Below are 18,362 nucleotides of genomic sequence, written 5' to 3' on the forward strand. Positions count from 1 at the left end.
TAAACATAGCTTACTATGTTATTATGCGAGAAAGGAGACTTCAGATGACTAAGAAAATTCACCCGATTGCAGGCGCCCTTGCCTTTCTTATGATCGCCAGTTTTTGGCTTTCCACTGTGATCGTCGAACTCTTTGGCACCGAAGCACAGATCATCGCGGTCAAAACGACAATACCTTGGGGCTTCTTAATTCTCGTCCCGGCAATGGCCGCTGTTGGCGGCTCGGGCTTCACCCTTGCAGGCAAGCGTCGCGGCGGGGTGCTTGGGGACAAGGCCCGCCGGATGCCAATCATCGCCTTCAACGGCATAGCGATCCTGATTCCTGCAGCCCTTTTTCTGGCCGCTAAAGCGAAAGCCGGAGAACTCGATAGTACCTTTTATCTGGTGCAAACTCTCGAGCTGGTCGCCGGTGCGACGAACCTCACGCTAATGAGCCTTAGCATGCGCGACGGTCTTCGCATGAAAGGTCGACTTCGTCATCGGAAGGTAAAAGCATGATGTCCGTGACCCGCACGGCGGAAGCGATCACAATCATAGCCTCGGGCATGTTTGCCGGGTCGATGCTGTTTATCGAAATGACGCTTGGCGGCTATTGGCAAAGCCTTGACCCGCAGCAGTTCCTGGACTGGTTTGCTGTGAACAACGTTTTCATCCAGCGAACCATACCCTTGGTATCGATGCCGGCTCTTCTCGGCTCGATTCTCTGCGTGGCTTTGTTTTGGCGAAGCCCCGCTCGTGGAATGTGGATTGCGGCGCTACTCAGTTGGATGATCGTGGCGATCCTGACATTCGCATTCTTTGTTCCGACGAACACGGCTTTTGCCTCTGGGGGTATGCCAACAGCTGAAGTTGCTGACACGCTGGAGCTTTGGCTGCAGGTGCATTGGCTTCGGATCATCTGCGGGATTGCCGCAACTGTCTTCGCTTATCTGGCAATACGACGAGCTTAAAATCTCGGCACTGACCAAAGGAACCTAAGACGATGAAATCACCTCTCATTCTAGCCACAGCCATAGTGATCACCACGGCTGCATGCGGCGCGACCTATTTGCAAACCGTTCAGGATGCCAAAGCTGCATTACAAGGTGCTCCTGCCGAACGTCTGAAAACCTGCATTGGCGAACCCGCGACTGTGGAAATTCAGGGCCGTCAATTCATTGCCACCTATAGTTCTGCTCAGGCGCGCGGACCGGACGGATTAACACTGCCATCAGCTGCAGCCGCCGAAGACCCTAAGGCTTGCGTCTTCAACTTCACCATCTCGGACCGCGTTATTCAGAACATCAATAGCGAAAACCGCGCCGGTTGGGGCGGTGGCAGCATCACGAAATGTGCTGAACTTGTAAAAGCCTGCACAAATCAAGCTCAGTGAAAGGGTTCAAAAATGGCTTTTGAGATTGGACTTCGCGGGGGGCTTTCCGTTCTGGTGACCGTGTTCGCTTTCAGCGCTGGCAGCCCGGTTGTTGCAGATAATACTACCTTTCAATCCGTATGTGCAGAATGCCACACGGGCGGCTTTAAAGGCTTCATGTCAGGTGCGCCCAACGTCAAGAAACCGGACACCTGGCAAAAGTTCCTGCAACGGGATTCAGAACAGCGCATGCGCGATATCGTGTTACGTGGCACCAAGGACCATAAAGCGAAAGGCGGCTGCACCACCTGTAGCGACGAACAGATCGACGCTGCGATCGACTACATGTTGGAGTTGGTGAAGTAACAATGGAACGTTACCACCCTCTTCTTGTTACGCTGCATTGGCTTATGGCAATTCTCATAATCCTGACACTTTTGTCGGGAGGCATTGCCCCTCTGAGTTTCCATTTGACCAGCGGAATCTTGATCCTGGGGCTGATAATGCTTCGGCTTCTCGTCCGTTTCAAAACAGAGAAACCAAGCGCGCCGGAAAGTGGGTTGAATATACAAGTGCGACTGGCAAGCTGGATGCATACCGCCTTGTATATTCTTCTTGGCGCCGTCGTCGTATCGGGCACCGGGATCGCAGTCGAGTCAGATTTGATACACGTGGTTCAAGGCAACAAGATGCTACCCGCCGGGTTCACTGAGACAGTCCTGTACAGGGTTCATAGCCTTGCAACGGATCTGTTGATGGTCGCAGTCGTCGCTCATGCCTTCGCTGCCGCTTGGCATCAGTTCGTTCAAAAAGACAAGCTCTTTGCGCGGATGTGGTTCAAAAGGCCCAAGCGTGGCCGTGCACAGACATCCTGATACTTGATGAACGACATCGCGAAATTTGCGCACCAGTGCACCAAACTATTAAGTCAGACGCCAAAATCTGAGCTTTTAGTTCTTTAGTTAAATCCCGAGGCACACCGATGCTGTTTACGCTTATGAAGTTCACTCACTTGTTCGGAATCCTACTGGTCGCGGCCGGTTTGTTTTCGGTTTTTGTCCAAGACATTCTGTCCCGCAGAATTGCAACACAGGCTGGCTACAAGAACGCACTTGGGGCCATGGGCATTGCCTATAGCTTCCTCGCCCTGCCGGGGGCCCTGTTTGTCATCTCATCAGGCGGATGGCTGATTGCGAACTACTATGGCCCGGTTGAATTATTGGAAACACCATGGTTGGCGGGCATGGTTGGCCTGTTTTCGGTTTGGCTGTTTGTGGTTCACGTCAAAGTAAGATTTGACCTGCGTCGCTGTCGTAGAATGCTTGGCGAGGGACAAACGGTCAAAAAGCTCGAGGCACTTCGAAACAACAGTTTGTCCTTATTTTGTCTGGCTCTGGATTTACCAATACTTATTTTGATCTTGGTCCTGGGAACCTTTCGGCCCGAAAGCTGGGCCCTGCTTTTGATCGGGATCGGCTTCGCGATCGAATTCGCGCTTATTCTGACAACCGTAGGTCCTTGGCTCTGTCGCCAAGCTAATCGTCAGGAAGCCACGGGTTTTTGACAGAGTGATGGACTTTAACGCGTTGGGACCGCTCAGCACTAAGCTATTGCCGGTTCCTCGCGCATCGCTTGGCTAGTAATGCCCCACGAATTTCAGAGGTAATGGTGGTCCTTTGGCCCGAAGAACCAGAAGTCATCGGGCCAAAAGATTGATGACAATACTGAGTATTAACCCACGCAGAAACCTGGGACGGTCATCTTGGTGAACAAGTGAGGACGCACGACTGCGCTCTCAGGGTATTGACCGATCCGGGCCTGGAATTCCGGGTTGGTAAACGCGTTGCGGAAAGACGCGACGTCCTCCCAGATTGCATAGTTCATATAAGTTCCGCTACCGGCCAGACCTTTGTGCATCTGAGTCGAAATGTAGCCAGGCTGCGCCTTCATAAAGCCGGCATCATGCGCCCACGCGGCAACCAGCGCTTCTTCGTCTTTCGGATCGATCGAGAATACGTTCACCAGAACAACTGGGCCTTCACTGCTGCCCAGTTGCTCGGCCAATGTGACGACCTCATCAAGTTCTACAAGTTTAGCCATGATTTTCTCCTAGTTGGTGGGTTTGCTAACTGTTGCGGGTCAAATCTGCGTCCTACCCGCCTGGATTCTGGTGCGCCTTTTTGCGCCCAAACGCCTATGACTAGGCATGCTTTGTGTTGACCAAATAACATAGTCAGCTATGATTTTATATATGATCTTTTTTGACATCATCAAATAGACCCTACGAACATCGTGCAAGCTTTGGCGCTATCTTGTCATTGTGCAAAGGTTCGGCTTCAGATCAGTTTCACCTTGTTTTGAATGAGTTAGCTGCGCACTTCACTTTCTTTATCATTTTTCCCACTTTACGGGAATTTCTTCATTGTTAAATATTCATTAATCCTATAAAGAGACAAAAGCAACAGGAGATGCCCTTAAGATGACAACTGCGCCAAATATGGACAAACAGCCAAAACTTGATCGCAGTGTTCACCTGAACTTTACTGGTGACTGGGGCCAAGCAAATTTTCACCGCATCTGCTCATGGCTGTGCCAGGAGGTCTGCGACCGCACCGAAAAAGGATCGCGCGTTGCAATTTGGAATCTGATTGCCGGTGCTGACTCTCCGATTGCTGTGTCTAACGGTGAGGTTGATCTCTGCATCGCCACGCCCGTCCAAATGTTGCCCGGCGCGCTGGCTGGGGAAGGGATCTTCGAAGGAAGCCCGCTTCCACGGCTGCGCACGCTTGCAATTCTTCCACAAACAGACCGCATGGTTTTCGCCATCGATCCAAAATATGGCGTCTCAACATTTGAAGAGCTGCGTGAGAAAAAACCACCAATCACACTCGCCACTTCGGAAGATGACGGTGTAAATCTGATCGGTTATACGGCCGCCCGTTATCTAGAGGCCCATGGCATCGACCGCGACACTCTGGAGTCCTGGGGTGGTAAATTGATTACGGATACCAGACCCGAACAATCGGTGTTCCGTATGCGTGATGGCGAAGTCGACGCCCTACTGCAGGAGGCATATATGACGCCTTGGTGGCGGGATGCTGTCGCAAACCGCTCTCTGGTGTTCTTACCAGCAGAAGATGCTGCCCTGACAAAGCTGGAGACCCAGTACGGCTGGCCCCGTGCCGTTGTGCCTGCTCATTTCTGGGAAGGTCAAACCGAAGATCTGCCCGCGTTGAATTTCTCTGATTTCGCCGTGCTTGTGCGTGATGATATGCCCGAAGATCTTGCGCATCTGTTGACCTGGTGTCTGGTCGAAACTCGCGAGGTTATCGAACAACAATTCCGTCACATCCCATCACATCACAGCCCCCTCAGCTATCCGCTTGTGCCGGAACGCATGGCGGATTCCCCGATACCCTTACATCCCGGTGCTGCGCGCTATTACAAAGAAGCGGGCATCATCGAGTAGAACAACCCCATAACACCTACTCACTCACAAACCCCCCTCGCTCTACCACTCACACCCCCCCTCACTCACAGACCCCCTCGTTCTACCACTCACAACCCCCCTCGAACTTGTTCCCTTCAACATTCAACACGGAGCACGACATTATGGCTATTGATAGTAAGACAATCACTATTGCTGCAGCTGATGGCCAATCGTTTTCAGCCTATCGCAGCAGACCGTCATCGACCGACGCTATCGGTGGAATCGTTCTGATCCAGGAAATTTTCGGTGTAAACGACAATATCCGAGCAGCATCCGACTGGTTTGCCGAGCAAGGTTATGATGTCATCGCACCGGATATGTTCTGGCGGCAGGAGCGCGATATCGAACTGAACGCCGCACTGGAAGAAGATCGCGAAAAGGCGATGGGGTTTATGCAGGGGTTTGACCTCGAGGCAAGCCTTGGCGACATGGATGCCGCCGTTGCACTTCTTCGCGAGGATGCCAAGCTGCAAGGCAAGATCGGTGTTGTTGGCTATTGTCTGGGAGGGCGCGTTGCCTTCCGCATGGCGACGTCCAATGCTGCCGATGCCGTCGTTTGCTTTTATCCAGTGGCTATCAGTCAGGATCTTGGGAGCAGCACTGGTCCTCAGGCTCCGCTTTTGATCCATTTGGGTGCCGACGATCATCTTTGCCCGCCTGAAGCTCAGACCGCGATTACCGAACATGTCGAGCAGTCAAAAGACGGCTCTGTAACTGTACATGACGGTGTCGGCCACGCATTTGCACGTTTGGGCCGTTCTGGTCGTGCAGAAGAAGCTGCTATTGCCGCAGAATCGGCCACTCTGGAGTTCTTCAAAAAGCATCTGGGTGCATAAACCCAAGGCGAACCAAGCGGGTCACCTGCTCTTCAAACGTTATGAGAACCGGATTTCGTAAGCCCGGTTCTTATTGCATGCGCAAGCACCTACTCAGCTCGCTGAGCTTGCTGCGCAACGTCCGTAAACTCTAACTCGATGGGGAATGTAAATGAGCACGATGCCAAGGAAGATAATATCCTGGATTCCAAGACTAACTTTGCTGTTGTGTGGGCTCATCATGTGTCTCGCCGGTATTGCTGGCGTAATGGACCCTACCGTCATCAGTGGAACTGCAACTCTTGCTCCTGACGGGATCACCAGCATCCGCGTCGACTTCGGCGGCTTCCACTTGGGTTTGGGACTGTTCGCTCTTTACGGCGTATTCTTTCGGTCGTTTTTGAAGCCTGGATTGGTGGCAGTTGCCACCACACTGACTCTTGTTGTCATTACCAGACTTACCGGGATCAATCTGGACGGGTCGAACGATGCCCAGCTCACAATCCTATCCAGAGAATTGGTTCCCTTCACCCTCTCGGTCGTGGGATTGCTATGCCTCGTAGTTTCATCCAGAGCGCATTCTGAAACCTGAAGCTCTTTTAGGGCAATCATCCGATTACAAAGACTGGCCCGCGGCCCCTACCTATCCAGTGAGAACAGGTAGGGGTCAAACGCGTCGCCTAAATTTATTCAGCTTTCATAGCTTCGATCGAAATCGAAATGTCGACTTTGTCGCTGACACCCGGCGCGTATTTGCCCAAACCAAATTCAGACCGTAGCACGGATGCTGTCGCATCGAACCCCACCCAATCCTTTTGCTCTTTGTCATGGAAACCCATTTTATTCATTCTTGCATCAAGAGTGACTGGATGTGTTGAGCCATTCATCGTCAGGTCGCCAGTTATCTTGGCCGTTGTCTCACCAGTGACTTCAATATGCGTTGACTTGAACTCGATCTGATCATTCTCAGTCGCAACAAAAAAATCTCCACCGACGGTAAAGTTCGCATCTCTCTGCTCGAGGCCGGTGAACATCGTTGACACCGGGAACCAGACCGCAACACTGGATCCTTCCGGGTTCTCTTTGTCAAAGTCGATCTCACCTTCAATACCTGAGAACATGCCGGTTGTTCTGGAGTAACCAAGATGATCGTAGCTAAATATAATTTGTGACCATTTCGGCGCCAGAAGGTATTTTTCCGAGTCAGCCACACTGGTGGATGCCAGAGCCGAGGCGGTTAAGGCCATTGCGGCAAACAACACCGAAAGCTTCATGAAATATCTCCTGATAGAAGCGTGAAATTCTAAGGACAAAAAGCCACTCGTAAGAAAGAGCTCACTTTGTCTCCGCTAGCGTCGTGCTGATTTCATTATCTTCCTGAGCGGCACGGAATCGTCACTAAAGATGGCTTCGTCACCGTGAAAATTCGGGTCGGCGATCATTCTCCGTAACAAAGGCATATCGCGGGCCTGATTGATCGTAACCGCACCTTGGATTTTGTTGTCGACAAGCTGAATCAGGGTCAGCCCATCATCCTCGCCCGCACGCTCAATACAATGCATCTCTGCGTCCAACTGCCCCAGAATTTGAATATTCAGATCGCCCTGATCAGACCAGAACCACGGAATCGTGGAAACTTCGGTCAGCTCGCCCACCACCGATTTACCGACCGCATCACCCTGTACATTGGCATTTTCCCAAGATTCCAGGCGCATGTGACGATCATATTCAGGGTTCATCTGGTTAACTGCATCACCTACGGCGAAAATATCAGGATCAGAAGTTCTGCCAAAACTATCCGTCTTGATGCCGTTTTCGATAGTCAATCCAGCATCTTCGGCAAGCGATGTTTCGGGGTCTACCCCAATACCGACTAGGATCATATCGGTGGGAACAGACGTGCCGTTCGACAATACCAAGTTTTCGCCATCCATTGCCTGGGCCTGAACACCAAACAGAAAGCGCACGCCTTTGTCAGAGTGATAGGTCTGCACAAAGGTACTGACAGTGGGTGATCCAACTCGGGGCAACAGCGTTTCACCAGCTTCAACGATTGTGACAGTGCACCCAAGCTTTTGGGCCGTTGCCGCAACCTCAAGTCCGATGAACCCGCCACCAATGACGGTCAATCGTTTGCCTTTTGTCAGTTGATCCCGCAATTTGCTGCAGTCATCCATGCTGCGAAGATAGTGAACACAATCCTTTTCGGCACCGTCCAACGAGATACGCCTTAGCCGGCTACCGGTCGCGAGAATCAGTTTGTCATATGCTATGTTTTCGCCATCTTCGAGAAGAACGGTTTTTGTCGCCCGATCAATTTTTGTCACCGACACTCCCAAGTGCAAACGAATATCCCGTTCCTTGGCCGTCGCATCATCGAAGACAAAAGGAAGCTTGGTTTCGTCATCCAGCAACATGGCTTTCGACAGAATCGGCCTTTCGTATGGTGCGCAAGGCTCCATTGAGATCAGAGAGATGTCGGCAGCTGGGTCTGATGCGCGCGCCGCCAGAGCCGCACGGCCACCCGCTTGTCCGCCACCCACAATCACGATTTTTTGTCGCTGTGACAATGCTCCACCCTTTCTTTCGTGAGTCGGGCTTCGATGAACCCTTTCTGCGATATGGACTCCTGCCTGGCGAGTGCGAATATGTCAGGAAATGCACGCTCAGACAGCATTCAATTTCAATCGCATATGGCACATTTTCTCGCACTTAACAATAAAATTAGATGTTCTATTTGACATTTTTCCCAGCATATGCGATTTCTGGCTGAAATTGGTGATCAAGTTGAACACCTATTAGCGAACCATTGCTCAATGGGAGGAAATCCAAATGGCTAAACCAACACTAGAAGAAATGACTCAGGAAATGCGCAAGCGCGTCGGTGAAGACAGCGGCTTTGGGCACACTGTAAAATTCAACTTTGGCGACGAAGGCGTCATCTATATTGATGCCAAAAATGTCCCTCATATCGTTTCGAATGAAGACAATGACGCCGAAACAATCGTAAACATCAAATTTGGGGATTTCTGCAAGATTTCTGACGGCAGCAAAGACCCAACCGAAGCCTTTATGGCTGGCCGGATGACGATCGACGGAAACGTTGACGCAGGCTGGAAGCTCGGCTCGATCATCGGACCCGACCGGGCTTGAGTGGAAATTAGTTGAAACCCAACATGGGACGTTAGCGAATGAGCACAGACAGCACCCAACTAACTATTGCGCCACCTGATCCGGATCGCCCGCCTATGGCGTCGAACGCATTCCATGCAGCTCGGACAGCAAATACGACACTTACAACCCCGTTCCCTTATGTGACGGACGAATGCCTTGTTCCTGGTATCGCCTTGTTCCAAGGCGACCTGGGGGATGATGGCATGGGCCATTTCCATCACACGAACTCGGTTGATGAAACCTTCCTTTGCCTGGCGTCCAAGGGCTCGGCGGTCAGAACTGGTACGCTGATGGTTGGTCCACGTAGCCACCACGTTGGGTCGTTCTTTGAGAACGAGAGAGACCCGGAAAACGTGATGCTGATGATCGTTGTTCAACGTCAATCAGCAGAAGGTGTACGTCAGCATGAAGGCCTGACCTTCCATTGCCACAAGTGCCAGAATGTTATGCTGGATCACGAATTCGACGTTGAGAATTACAACGAAATCCGCGGCCCTGTGCCTGGGTACTTTGCTCCGCTGGAAACGCTGCTCAAGAGCTATGAATTCGGCAAAGAGTACAATGACGACCCAGAAGTTCGGAAATGTTCCAAATGTGGGCACGAGCACAACCTGTTCCCGATGCACGTCTGGGGTTGGACGAGCTACCATACAAATTACGAAGCCAGTGAGCATTGCCGCGATTTGCTCATCGAAGCGACGTCCGCTTGAATTTAGCGAGGAGACAGAAAGATGCCACGTAGGCGATTTCATCAAACCTATCAACTCGCTCAGCAGATCGGCTGCTATGACGAGTATCCAGCAATATCTGAAGGTGTAGACCCGCAGGTCAACATCAGCCGAAGCGACCGCATTCAGCCGTTCCATCTGATTTGTGAAAAAGACACAATGATCGTACTGATGTCGGGCGCAGCCAAGGTTGAATTCCGCGACAGCAGCGTGAATTACGTCAAAGGCACGCCTGGTGAAATGATCTATGTTCCGGCCCGTACCCCGCATCGCGTCGTACCTTCGGAAGAGACCATCCATTATCGTTACAAAGCAGAGCATGCCGGTTTGGAGGCTGTTGCTTGGTATTGCGAGAAATGCTCATCAGAAGTTGCGCGCGTAACTTGGGATACGGCCGAGGAACTCCCTCAGGAGGCGTATCTGCGTGCGACCAACGCCTTTAACAGTGACAAAGACATGCGCACATGCGGCGACTGCGGCACCGAACATCCGCCGGTGGATACTACCGGCAACAGATGGCAGGCAATAGTCGACGAGTTAACGGCTGAAACAGACGACGATGACGACTGGTAGGTTGTGCTGCGATTAATTACCATCGGCGATCAGCAAATAGGAGAAAAGCTATATGACAACTGCAGATAAACTTTTATCAGTCATGAAGCTTTTCACCATTGAAGAACCGGAATGGACAGTGGAAGAGGCGACCAAACGTCTTTCCCTGTCCAGCAGCTCGACTTACCGCTACTTCAACAGTCTGAGTGCTTTCGGTCTGGTCGAGGCCTTGAACCCCGGCGTTTACACTCTTGGTCCGGCGATTATCGAATTCGACAGAATGATAAGGCGTCAGGATCAATTAGTGAAAACGGCAACGCCGATCATGCGTAAGCTGGTCGATCTGACGGGCGACAATGGTTCCGCATTGCTGTGCCGAAAGTATCGCCATCAGGTCATGTGTGTTCACTCGGAAGGGTTTGTCGATCCGGAAAAATCCCTTTCCTATGAGAGGGGCCGGCCTTTGGGGTTGTTTCTTGGCGCAGCTTCCCGAGTTGTCCTTGCCTATATCCCTAGCAGAAACCTGAAAACGATCTTTGCCGAACACGAGAAGGAAATCGAAGCTGCCGGTCTTGGGGCAACCTGGGAAGAGTTTCGTCGCAATTTGAAGCGTATCCGGTCCAACTCCATCGTAGTTGCGTATGGGCAGCTGGATCCAGGGAAGGTTGGAATCGCCGCACCTATATTCGCAGCAAACAAGTCTGTGATCGGCAGCATGACGCTTGTCTTGAACGAGCATGAAGTGAATTCGCAGATGGTCGAACGGCTATCAATTTATGTTCAGGCTGCGGCTCAGGAAGTAACCTTGGGTCTCTCAGCAGCCTTTATCGAAAAACAGTCCGGTTCGACCGGTTAAAAGAATGCAAAACCCAAATGAGGGGTGCTGCGAAAGGATAGAAATGAACGATCATCCAGTTGTTGTTCTGGTCGCGTCTATGAGCGGCGTTGCAGAAATGGTCGCGGATGAAGTGGCCGATAAGCTTGTTGAAACCGGGTACAAAGCCCGCGTTGTCCGCATGGAAAAAGCATCACAAAAAATGCTGGATGCACGCGATACCTATGTGATCTGCAGTTCGACATATGGCACTGGTGAAGTGCCGGACAACGGCAAAGAGTTTCACGAGTTCCTGACAAAAGATCGCCCCGATCTGTCGTCTGTGCGCTATGGCGTCATTGCTTTGGGAAGCATGGATTATCCACAGACATTCTGCGGTGGCGGCAAAGCCTTTGATGCAACCTTCGCTGAATTGGGTGCCAAGCGGCTGGTAGATCGCATGGAACATGATGCGAAATCCGGCGTCTATCCTGAAGAAGCCGCGCTGGACTGGATCGACGGTTGGGTCGCGGCACTATCCAAAGAAATGGCCTAAAAAACCGGGAACCTTGCACCTTGCGAGGTTCCCATACAACTTGTGAGGACGGCCTTCAGAAATCAGGTTTTGTCACGGCAGTTCCCGAAGCATTTCGCCAGGAAATGCAATGAATCTACGCCTCAAACATTTTGATACCGATACCTGCGTCAACAAGATTTCTGCGAATTTTGGTTCCCATAGCAACGGCACCAACAGTATCGCCATGCAAACACACCGTATCAACGCGACATGGAAGGCGTTTCCCGGTTTTGGTGATAACCGCCTGCTCTTTCAACATCATCATGATGCGCTCGGCGGCATAGTCGGCATCCTCCAAAACAGCGCCCGGTTGCCTGCGGTCTACCAAGGTTCCGTCATTTTCGTAAGCGCGGTCAGCGTAGACCTCGCCTACCCATGAGCAATCCAGTTCCTTCACTGCCTGCTCCATCGCAGTTGATGCAATCGCCATGAGTATGATTTCGGGCTGAACTTTCAACGCGGCCTCAAAGCAGGTTCTGGCAATATTGATGTCTTCCGACGCCATGTTTCCCAAGGCACCATGCAGCTTAAGGTGTCGAACTTTTCCACCCGACAGTAGCGCCATCGACTGCGCCGCACCCAGCTGATATCCAATCATATTGGTCAGCTCATCCGAGGAAAAACTCATCCGACGGCGACCGAATCCAGTCAGATCGGGAAAACCGGGATGTGCACCAATTCCGGTCCCTTTTTGGACCGCAATTTTCATGGTCTGGGCCATAATGTTCTGATCTCCGGCGTGGAATCCGCAGGCGATGTTCGCAGATGAAACGATGTCCATCAGTGCAAGATCATCCCCCATTTTCCATGCACCAAATCCTTCGCCAAGATCCGAATTTAGATCAACCACATTAGTCATTATTGCCAGGCCCTAATTCTTAGATGTCGGATTATTGAGTGTCTGAGGCAGCCACGCGATTTCTCGAACCCACAATGAAGAAAGCAAGCACAGACAAGCCCACAATATCTGTCCAGATCGCGGAGGGAAACAAATCTGAAGGCAACAGACACAGCACACCACAAAGCGTCAAAGTTAAGCGACCGATGAACCCCCTGACATGTTGGAAAAACCCAACGAAGCCAGCAGTTACCATGTAAATACCAACCAATGCTGTTGCTATTGACCAAAGTGCCTTCAGCAGATTGCCTTCCAAAATCAATCCGGGTGCAAACAGAAAAAGAAACGGGACCAAATAAGCCGGCCAAGCCAGCTTCATTGCCTCTTTGCTTGTCTCCCATGCTGATGACCCCGCGATATTCGCTGCGGCAAATGACGCCAGTGCAACAGGCGGAGTGATCATCGACATCAGCCCGAAATAGAACACGAAAAGATGTGCTGCCATCACTGGGACACCGAATTCGATCAAAGCCGGGGCGACCAGTGTCGCCAACAGAATGTAGACCCCAACAGTTGGCATCCCCATCCCCAAAACAATGGAAATCAACGCCGTGATCAAGGCGAGCACCAGCAGACTGCCACCGCTTGCGGTGATTATGTGCAGTGTCAAATTAAAGGCAAGGCCGGTGATATTCAGAATACCAATGATCAGTCCAGCAGCTGCACAGACAACAACCAGCCCGATAGCCGATTGGCCCGCAGACGCTATGGCCTGCCAAATCTGAATTGGCCTGATACGACGGCCTTTGTAGCCAAAAATCAAGCTGCCGACCAATAACACCACAATCGAAATGACCGCAGAACGCTCCGGTCTCATGTTCAGGGCGAACAGCGTATAAATCAGCACAACGAACGGTAAAATGAAGTGCCAACCCTGCTTGAGTGCCTCGCGGCCGCTCGGGATATCAGCTTCTTCAACCTGTGCCACCCCTCGCCTGGCCGCTGTCAGATCAACATTGATGAAAATAGCGCTGTAGTAGAGCAGAGCAGATGGCAAAGCCGCCAACATCACGGTCGAATAATCCACGCCAATAAAGTCGGCCATGATAAAGGCCGCGGCTCCCATCACAGGCGGCACCAGTTGCCCACCCGTAGACGCGACCGCCTCAACCGCGCCAGCATATCTTCCATTAAAACCAGCTTTTTTCATCATCGGGATCGTAACCACGCCCGTGCCGACGACATTTCCAACCGCTGATCCTGAAATAGATCCGAACAAAGCCGACGCCGAGACTGCTACTTTTGCTGGTCCACCCCTGAAACGACCCATCCCTGATAAAGCCAGGTCATTGAAAAAATCCGCGGCTCCACAGGCCGTCAGAAACTGACCGAACAACAGGTAGGGAACGACAATTACGACGGCGACTTTCAATGCTGCGCCAAGAATGCCGTTTGCATCCAGGCTCAGATAGATGACAAGTTCGTCCCAATAAGTAGGGCGGCTCTGGAGATCACCGGGGAGAAGATGCCCCCAGAGCCCGTAGGCTATGAAGACTAGCACTACGATTAGAATTCCGGTGCCCGCAGAACGCCGCAACAACAAAAGCAACCCACCCAGCAGAACGCAGCTGATCGCAACCAGCAAAGAGGGCACAAACGGAGCGTCCATCGAAAGCCGGACATAGTTCACCGCAACGTAGCCACCGGTAACAAGTGTGACCGCGGCCCACAGGACAGCAATTCTGCGGGTGATCGGCCTGTCCGCGGTTTTCGCAAAACTTAAAATTCCAGAGGCGAGTGCGAGCGCGAAAGACGCGACCAATAATTGCGCATCATAGACGGACACCCCGACATAGCGATGCAGATTGGCAGCATAGATGACCGAGAGGGCCACGATCAGCCCTCTCAGCACCTGATTGGCTTGCTCCAAACGAGCGGTTTCGGATGTTCCAACCATGATTTATGTCAGCAGACGTTACTGCGACAAACCTGCTTTCTGATAATAGGTGGCCGCTGCCGGATGGTAGACGAGATCCCCCATATCAGGCGCCATTTTTTCCGGGTCGAACCGCGCGAAAGTTTTAAAGATACTCCGCACTTTTTCCGGATTCTGATGAATGTATTCGACAATCGGGGCGATCGTTTCATCCGAAACATGCGCGCCTGCCAAAAGCACATAATCATAGAACATCATGTTCGTATCGACATCCACGCCAGGGGCCGATCCTGCGGCTACAGTGTCAATATATGCGGTCGGAACGAATTCGCGCACACCGGCGAGTGCCTCGGGTGTGTTCTCCAGCCCCAACCAACGGACTCCTATCGCGGCGTCCGCTTCGCGTGTCTTGCCCCCAGCAAGGGCAAAGAACGCAACTTCAGCGGTGCCGGAAATCAAGTCGTCGACGCCGTTTGGCACCGACGGTACATTGTCGAGCTGCATCTCATCGATGCTTAAACCGCCGCCTGCAAGAATGGCGTCGACCTGTGGCCGAAGCGTCGGTTGTGCGGTGTATCCATAGGTGATCGTTTTGCCTTTGGCGTCTGAGACCATGGCCATGTCGGTGTCTTTGTTGACCATGAAACCATAGGCGGACCCACCCATGGCTGCAACGATGCGCAAATTACCTAGCTGTCGCCCTTCGAAGGCACCTGTACCACCCGCGGCGGCAGAAAAGTCAGGGCTAGGAGCAAGCAGCAAATCCAAGCGGGCATTATCGACCAGAGGCATTGTTTGGCCTGATCCCCCAAACGATTGCACTCGAATATCGTACCCAAGCTCATCGGCCAGAAGTTTTGCGAATCCAGCATTGGCCGCATAATTCTGTGATCCCTGTTTACTGGCTCCGATCCCCAAGCTTTGTGCGCTGGCAACTGTGCCAAGCGTCGCAATACCCAAGGCAAGAATTGCCATCCGGTTGATCTTACTGAACATAAAAATCCCTCCCTGTCAGGGTTGGCTCTTGGCTCATGCGGCAAAAGACGAGTGTTTTTAGGCTCTTAAAGTTTGCCAATGGTTTTGGGCGAGCAAAGCCAACCTCTATGGTGGGGATGATTTTTAGCAGAATTTCTATATAACAATAATACAATACACGGCATATTACATATCGTATGAAGTATACTTATCTACTCAATTCGCTCAGCCAAGGCTGGAGCAGGCCTGCCACGCGCCCCTTTTCAACTTGAGGGACAGGAGGTTGCGCACCGACCCAGGCAAGTCGATGGCTGGTCAAACAGCCAGCCATCTCATTAGGTTACACTGCGGGCTGCGAAAGCCCCAGAAGTGACCGCGCTTCTGTCCAGGTTGCCACCGGGCGGCCGTGATTATGACAAATCTCTGCAGTTCGGGCCACCAAAGCGGCATTTGATGGGGCAAGTGTGTTTCGATCAAGTCGGACATTGTCCTCAAGCCCGGTTCTTGCATGACCGCCGGCCGCAATCGACCATTCGTTCAGTTCAAGCTGATGCCTTCCAATCCCGGCGGCACACCATTCCGCGTCCGGGGCAAGCCTTTGCATTGTTTTCACATAGTAATTGAAGACATTCTTGTCGGCCGGCATTGAGTTTTTCACACCCATCACGAACTGCACGTAAAGCTTGCCCGGAAGCTTACCTGCGTTACTCATGGCGACAGCCTGGTGAATATGGCTCAGATCGAACGCCTCGATCTCTGCGGTAATTTCGTATTTCGTCATTTCCGCAGCCAGCCAATCGACCAGATCGGGTGGATTGTCGTAGGTCCGAGTTGGAAAGTTTGTCGATCCAACGGACAAAGAGGCCATATCAGGACGCAACGGCAAACTGCCCCCGCGTTCATGTCCTGCGCCCGATCGTCCTCCGGTCGAGAACTGAACAATCATACCCGGGCAATGTTTGTTCAAACCTTCAAACAACCGGCCGAATTTATCGGGATCCGAGGTAGGCGAGCCATCGTCATTGCGAACATGACAATGTGCGATCGTCGCCCCGGCTTCGAATGCAGCTTGTGTGCTTTCTATTTGCTCGGAGACCGTGATAGGCACCGCCGGGTTGTCTGATTTTTGGGGCAAAGATCCTGTAATTGCCACACAAATAATACAAGGCTTTTGCGTCATTGGCTTAGGACTCCACCTTTTCTGGCACCATCACAAAGTCAAAAGGAGAACGCCAAACTGTATCACCGTCCTTATTTTCAACAAATGGTGCAACCAGCGTCGCCTTTACGCCAAAAACCGCATCAGACTTGAGGTATTCATCTTCGCCAACAAAGGTATGCGTCACGATTTTCTCATGGCCAGGCGCCGTCACCATGTAATGCATATGCGCAGGGCGGAAGGGGTGGCGATCGAGCTTGATCAGAAGTTTTCCAACCGGCCCATCATGGGGGATCGGATATGACACCGGCTTAATCCCCTTGAAGTGATAGCACCCATCCGGGCCAGTCGTGAAGACACCCCGATTGTTCCACTTGGGCTGAATACCGGGTTGCTGAACGTCGTAGAAACCATCTTCGTTGTCGCACCAGACATCGATACGCGCACCTTCGATCGGGTTTCCTTCAAGGTCCAAGACCCGCCCCTCAAACAGGCAAGACTGTCCCTTGCCGTCCAATGAGATGTCGGCACCCATTTCGTATTCAGGGGCGTTTTCGACATGGAATGGGCCAAACACCGTGTTCTCGGTTGCGCCTTTCGGGCGTCGGTTATTGATTGCGTCTGTCAGCATCGAGAAACCCATGACATCGCTCAACAAGATAAATTCCTGCCGGCTTTCGTCACAGATTTGACCGGTTGCCGTAAGGAAATCGATTGCGATATCCCACTCGTCCTGACGCAATTCGACGTCCTTGGCAAAAGCATGCAAATGCTTGATCAATGCACCCCAAATCTGTGCCAGACGGGCATCGGCATTTGAACCATTGCGCCCAAGCACGGCCTCAACAGATGACTCTTCAGTGAAATAGTCGATTTTGGAAAGATCAACCAAATTTGACATGGGTATACCTCTATATTTGTGTGTGTCAGCGCGCTTGGTTTTCTTCCGGGGGCAGCTGTCGCAGAGACAAAAGCTCAATCCCGGTTTTTTCAGTGAACAGCCCCCACAATCCGCGCCGAGCGAACAGCATCACGGCAATCCCGAGACAGCCCAGAACGATCAGATAGACCGTGCCATAATCAGCAAGGGCCCGTTGCAAGAAATAGAACACGATCACACCGATGATCGGTCCCGGCAGTGTTCCGATTCCACCAATCACGGTTATAAAGATCACGAAAGCGGTCCAATCCACCACCGAGAATGCCGCCTCGGGTGTAACCCGTGTAATCTGAATGAACAGAAGTGCACCGCAAAGACCGGTACCAAAAGCCGTCAGCATGAACACCCAAGCTTTCAGACGCGTAGGATTTACACCGACTGACCGGGCAGCCTCTTCGTTGTCGCGCAGCGATTGCAGGCCCAGGCCCATTCGTGACTTTAGGAAAAGATACGCCGCAATAAGGGTTGCAAGGGCCAGGGTCAGTGCTAGCCAATAGGTCAAAGCGTCAGATGCGGCGGATGAACTACCACCCAACCAACTTTTGATCTCAGGCACGCCAAACATGGTTTTTGTGGTGCCTTTCGGCAATGAGGTGCCGGTACCGCCGCCAAGTGCTTTCCATTGGGCAAAGCAAAGGCGCGTTATCTCTGCGATGACCCATGTTCCGATGGCAAAATAGGCCCCGGCCAACCGGAATGAAAAGAAGGCCATTGGAATTGCCAGGATCATGGCAGTGATACCTCCAACGGCGATGCCAATCAGAGGATCCAGACCCAGCAGGATAACGCAGGCGAACATGGCATATGCACCAACGCCGACAAAAGCCTGCTGGCCCACGGATACCAACCCGGCAAATCCTGCAAGCAGATTCCAATTCTGCGCCAGGATCAAAAGCGTCAGCACGCCAAACAGATCTTGCACCAAGGCCCGGGAGCCAATGACAGGCACGAGAAACAAAAGTACGATGCCAGCAAGGCCAAAAAGCTGAAGCAAGCGGGTCATATTCTTTTGAT

General features: G+C 52.0%; 23 protein-coding genes. 14 read left to right on the top strand and 9 right to left on the bottom strand.

The window, feature by feature from the left end; all coding sequences use genetic code 11:
* Positions 1 to 44: 44 nt before the first annotated feature.
* From AC2FH0_RS06745 to AC2FH0_RS06770, 6 genes are all read left to right on the top strand, one after another.
* Entirely contained in the window at positions 45 to 497 is a 453-nt protein-coding gene (locus AC2FH0_RS06745) for a hypothetical protein (protein ID WP_496705209.1), read from the top strand.
* Positions 497 to 949 (top strand): anthrone oxygenase family protein, encoded by a 453-nt coding sequence (locus AC2FH0_RS06750; protein ID WP_496709053.1) that lies wholly within the window; start codon positions 497 to 499, stop codon positions 947 to 949. Before AC2FH0_RS06745 ends, AC2FH0_RS06750 begins: the two co-directional genes overlap by 1 nt.
* Positions 950 to 981: 32 nt before the next feature.
* Complete coding sequence (locus AC2FH0_RS06755) at positions 982 to 1,371, top strand: hypothetical protein (protein WP_496788885.1); 390 nt, start codon at positions 982 to 984, stop codon at positions 1,369 to 1,371.
* Between the two features lie 12 nt (positions 1,372 to 1,383).
* Positions 1,384 to 1,716 carry a c-type cytochrome gene (locus AC2FH0_RS06760; RefSeq protein WP_496788886.1) on the top strand — a complete coding sequence of 111 codons (333 nt, stop codon included), beginning with the start codon at positions 1,384 to 1,386 and terminating at the stop codon, positions 1,714 to 1,716.
* Between the two features lie 2 nt (positions 1,717 to 1,718).
* Positions 1,719 to 2,225 (top strand): cytochrome b, encoded by a 507-nt coding sequence (locus AC2FH0_RS06765; RefSeq protein WP_496705216.1) that lies wholly within the window; start codon positions 1,719 to 1,721, stop codon positions 2,223 to 2,225.
* Positions 2,226 to 2,332: 107 nt separating this feature from the next.
* Positions 2,333 to 2,914, top strand: coding sequence for a DUF2269 family protein (locus AC2FH0_RS06770; protein ID WP_496788887.1), 582 nt, complete (start codon positions 2,333 to 2,335; stop codon positions 2,912 to 2,914).
* A gap of 167 nt (positions 2,915 to 3,081) precedes the next feature.
* Here the strand turns inward: AC2FH0_RS06770 and AC2FH0_RS06775 are convergent, their stop codons facing one another.
* Positions 3,082 to 3,450 carry an antibiotic biosynthesis monooxygenase family protein gene (locus tag AC2FH0_RS06775; protein WP_496701997.1) on the bottom strand — a complete coding sequence of 123 codons (369 nt, stop codon included), beginning with the start codon at positions 3,448 to 3,450 and terminating at the stop codon, positions 3,082 to 3,084.
* A 379-nt stretch (positions 3,451 to 3,829) separates the two neighbouring features.
* Here AC2FH0_RS06775 and AC2FH0_RS06780 point away from each other — a divergent pair, with 379 nt between their 5' ends.
* From AC2FH0_RS06780 to AC2FH0_RS06790, 3 genes are all read left to right on the top strand, one after another.
* The gene (locus AC2FH0_RS06780) at positions 3,830 to 4,819 is read left to right on the top strand and encodes a TAXI family TRAP transporter solute-binding subunit (RefSeq protein WP_496701999.1); all 990 of its coding nucleotides are present in this window, start codon (positions 3,830 to 3,832) and stop codon (positions 4,817 to 4,819) included.
* A 143-nt stretch (positions 4,820 to 4,962) separates the two neighbouring features.
* Entirely contained in the window at positions 4,963 to 5,676 is a 714-nt protein-coding gene (locus AC2FH0_RS06785) for a dienelactone hydrolase family protein (RefSeq protein ID WP_496705222.1), read from the top strand.
* A 160-nt stretch (positions 5,677 to 5,836) separates the two neighbouring features.
* Positions 5,837 to 6,247 (top strand): DUF4345 family protein, encoded by a 411-nt coding sequence (locus AC2FH0_RS06790; protein ID WP_496702093.1) that lies wholly within the window; start codon positions 5,837 to 5,839, stop codon positions 6,245 to 6,247.
* A gap of 94 nt (positions 6,248 to 6,341) precedes the next feature.
* Here AC2FH0_RS06790 and AC2FH0_RS06795 read toward each other — a convergent pair whose 3' ends face one another.
* Both AC2FH0_RS06795 and AC2FH0_RS06800 read right to left on the bottom strand, forming a co-directional pair.
* Positions 6,342 to 6,929: a YceI family protein gene (locus AC2FH0_RS06795; protein WP_496705225.1), complete on the bottom strand. Its 588-nt coding sequence runs from the start codon at positions 6,927 to 6,929 to the stop codon at positions 6,342 to 6,344.
* A 75-nt stretch (positions 6,930 to 7,004) separates the two neighbouring features.
* Positions 7,005 to 8,225 (bottom strand): NAD(P)/FAD-dependent oxidoreductase, encoded by a 1,221-nt coding sequence (locus AC2FH0_RS06800; protein WP_496709057.1) that lies wholly within the window; start codon positions 8,223 to 8,225, stop codon positions 7,005 to 7,007.
* Between the two features lie 262 nt (positions 8,226 to 8,487).
* Between AC2FH0_RS06800 and AC2FH0_RS06805 the strand changes: the two genes are divergently transcribed.
* The 5 genes from AC2FH0_RS06805 to AC2FH0_RS06825 are packed head-to-tail and all read left to right on the top strand — an operon-like array spanning position 8,488 to position 11,479.
* Complete coding sequence (locus AC2FH0_RS06805) at positions 8,488 to 8,808, top strand: SCP2 sterol-binding domain-containing protein (protein WP_496702006.1); 321 nt, start codon at positions 8,488 to 8,490, stop codon at positions 8,806 to 8,808.
* Positions 8,809 to 8,846: 38 nt separating this feature from the next.
* Positions 8,847 to 9,539, top strand: a complete 693-nt coding sequence (locus AC2FH0_RS06810) for a cupin domain-containing protein (RefSeq protein ID WP_496705227.1) — start codon at positions 8,847 to 8,849, stop codon at positions 9,537 to 9,539.
* 21 nt (positions 9,540 to 9,560) lie between these two features.
* Positions 9,561 to 10,130 carry a cupin domain-containing protein gene (locus tag AC2FH0_RS06815; RefSeq protein ID WP_496702010.1) on the top strand — a complete coding sequence of 190 codons (570 nt, stop codon included), beginning with the start codon at positions 9,561 to 9,563 and terminating at the stop codon, positions 10,128 to 10,130.
* A 52-nt stretch (positions 10,131 to 10,182) separates the two neighbouring features.
* On the top strand, positions 10,183 to 10,965 hold the full coding sequence (locus tag AC2FH0_RS06820; protein WP_496788889.1) for an IclR family transcriptional regulator: 783 nt from the start codon (positions 10,183 to 10,185) through the stop codon (positions 10,963 to 10,965).
* 43 nt (positions 10,966 to 11,008) lie between these two features.
* Positions 11,009 to 11,479 carry a flavodoxin domain-containing protein gene (locus tag AC2FH0_RS06825; RefSeq protein ID WP_496702014.1) on the top strand — a complete coding sequence of 157 codons (471 nt, stop codon included), beginning with the start codon at positions 11,009 to 11,011 and terminating at the stop codon, positions 11,477 to 11,479.
* Positions 11,480 to 11,594: 115 nt separating this feature from the next.
* Here the strand turns inward: AC2FH0_RS06825 and AC2FH0_RS06830 are convergent, their stop codons facing one another.
* The 6 genes from AC2FH0_RS06830 to AC2FH0_RS06855 form a co-directional block, all read right to left on the bottom strand.
* Positions 11,595 to 12,359, bottom strand: a complete 765-nt coding sequence (locus AC2FH0_RS06830) for a LamB/YcsF family protein (RefSeq protein WP_496709059.1) — start codon at positions 12,357 to 12,359, stop codon at positions 11,595 to 11,597.
* Between the two features lie 31 nt (positions 12,360 to 12,390).
* Positions 12,391 to 14,295 (bottom strand): TRAP transporter permease, encoded by a 1,905-nt coding sequence (locus AC2FH0_RS06835; RefSeq protein WP_496788890.1) that lies wholly within the window; start codon positions 14,293 to 14,295, stop codon positions 12,391 to 12,393.
* Positions 14,296 to 14,313: 18 nt separating this feature from the next.
* Positions 14,314 to 15,270, bottom strand: coding sequence for a TAXI family TRAP transporter solute-binding subunit (locus AC2FH0_RS06840; RefSeq protein ID WP_496703063.1), 957 nt, complete (start codon positions 15,268 to 15,270; stop codon positions 14,314 to 14,316).
* 319 nt (positions 15,271 to 15,589) lie between these two features.
* Positions 15,590 to 16,429 (bottom strand): 3-oxoadipate:acetyl-CoA acetyltransferase, encoded by an 840-nt coding sequence (locus AC2FH0_RS06845; RefSeq protein WP_496702022.1) that lies wholly within the window; start codon positions 16,427 to 16,429, stop codon positions 15,590 to 15,592.
* A gap of 4 nt (positions 16,430 to 16,433) precedes the next feature.
* Complete coding sequence (locus AC2FH0_RS06850; protein WP_496788892.1) at positions 16,434 to 17,309, bottom strand: dioxygenase family protein; 876 nt, start codon at positions 17,307 to 17,309, stop codon at positions 16,434 to 16,436.
* Between the two features lie 25 nt (positions 17,310 to 17,334).
* On the bottom strand, positions 17,335 to 18,351 hold the full coding sequence (locus tag AC2FH0_RS06855) for a branched-chain amino acid ABC transporter permease (RefSeq protein WP_496702026.1): 1,017 nt from the start codon (positions 18,349 to 18,351) through the stop codon (positions 17,335 to 17,337).
* Positions 18,352 to 18,362: the final 11 nt, after the last annotated feature.

The sequence above is a fragment of the Ruegeria sp. CDSC051 genome, from assembly GCF_059610665.1.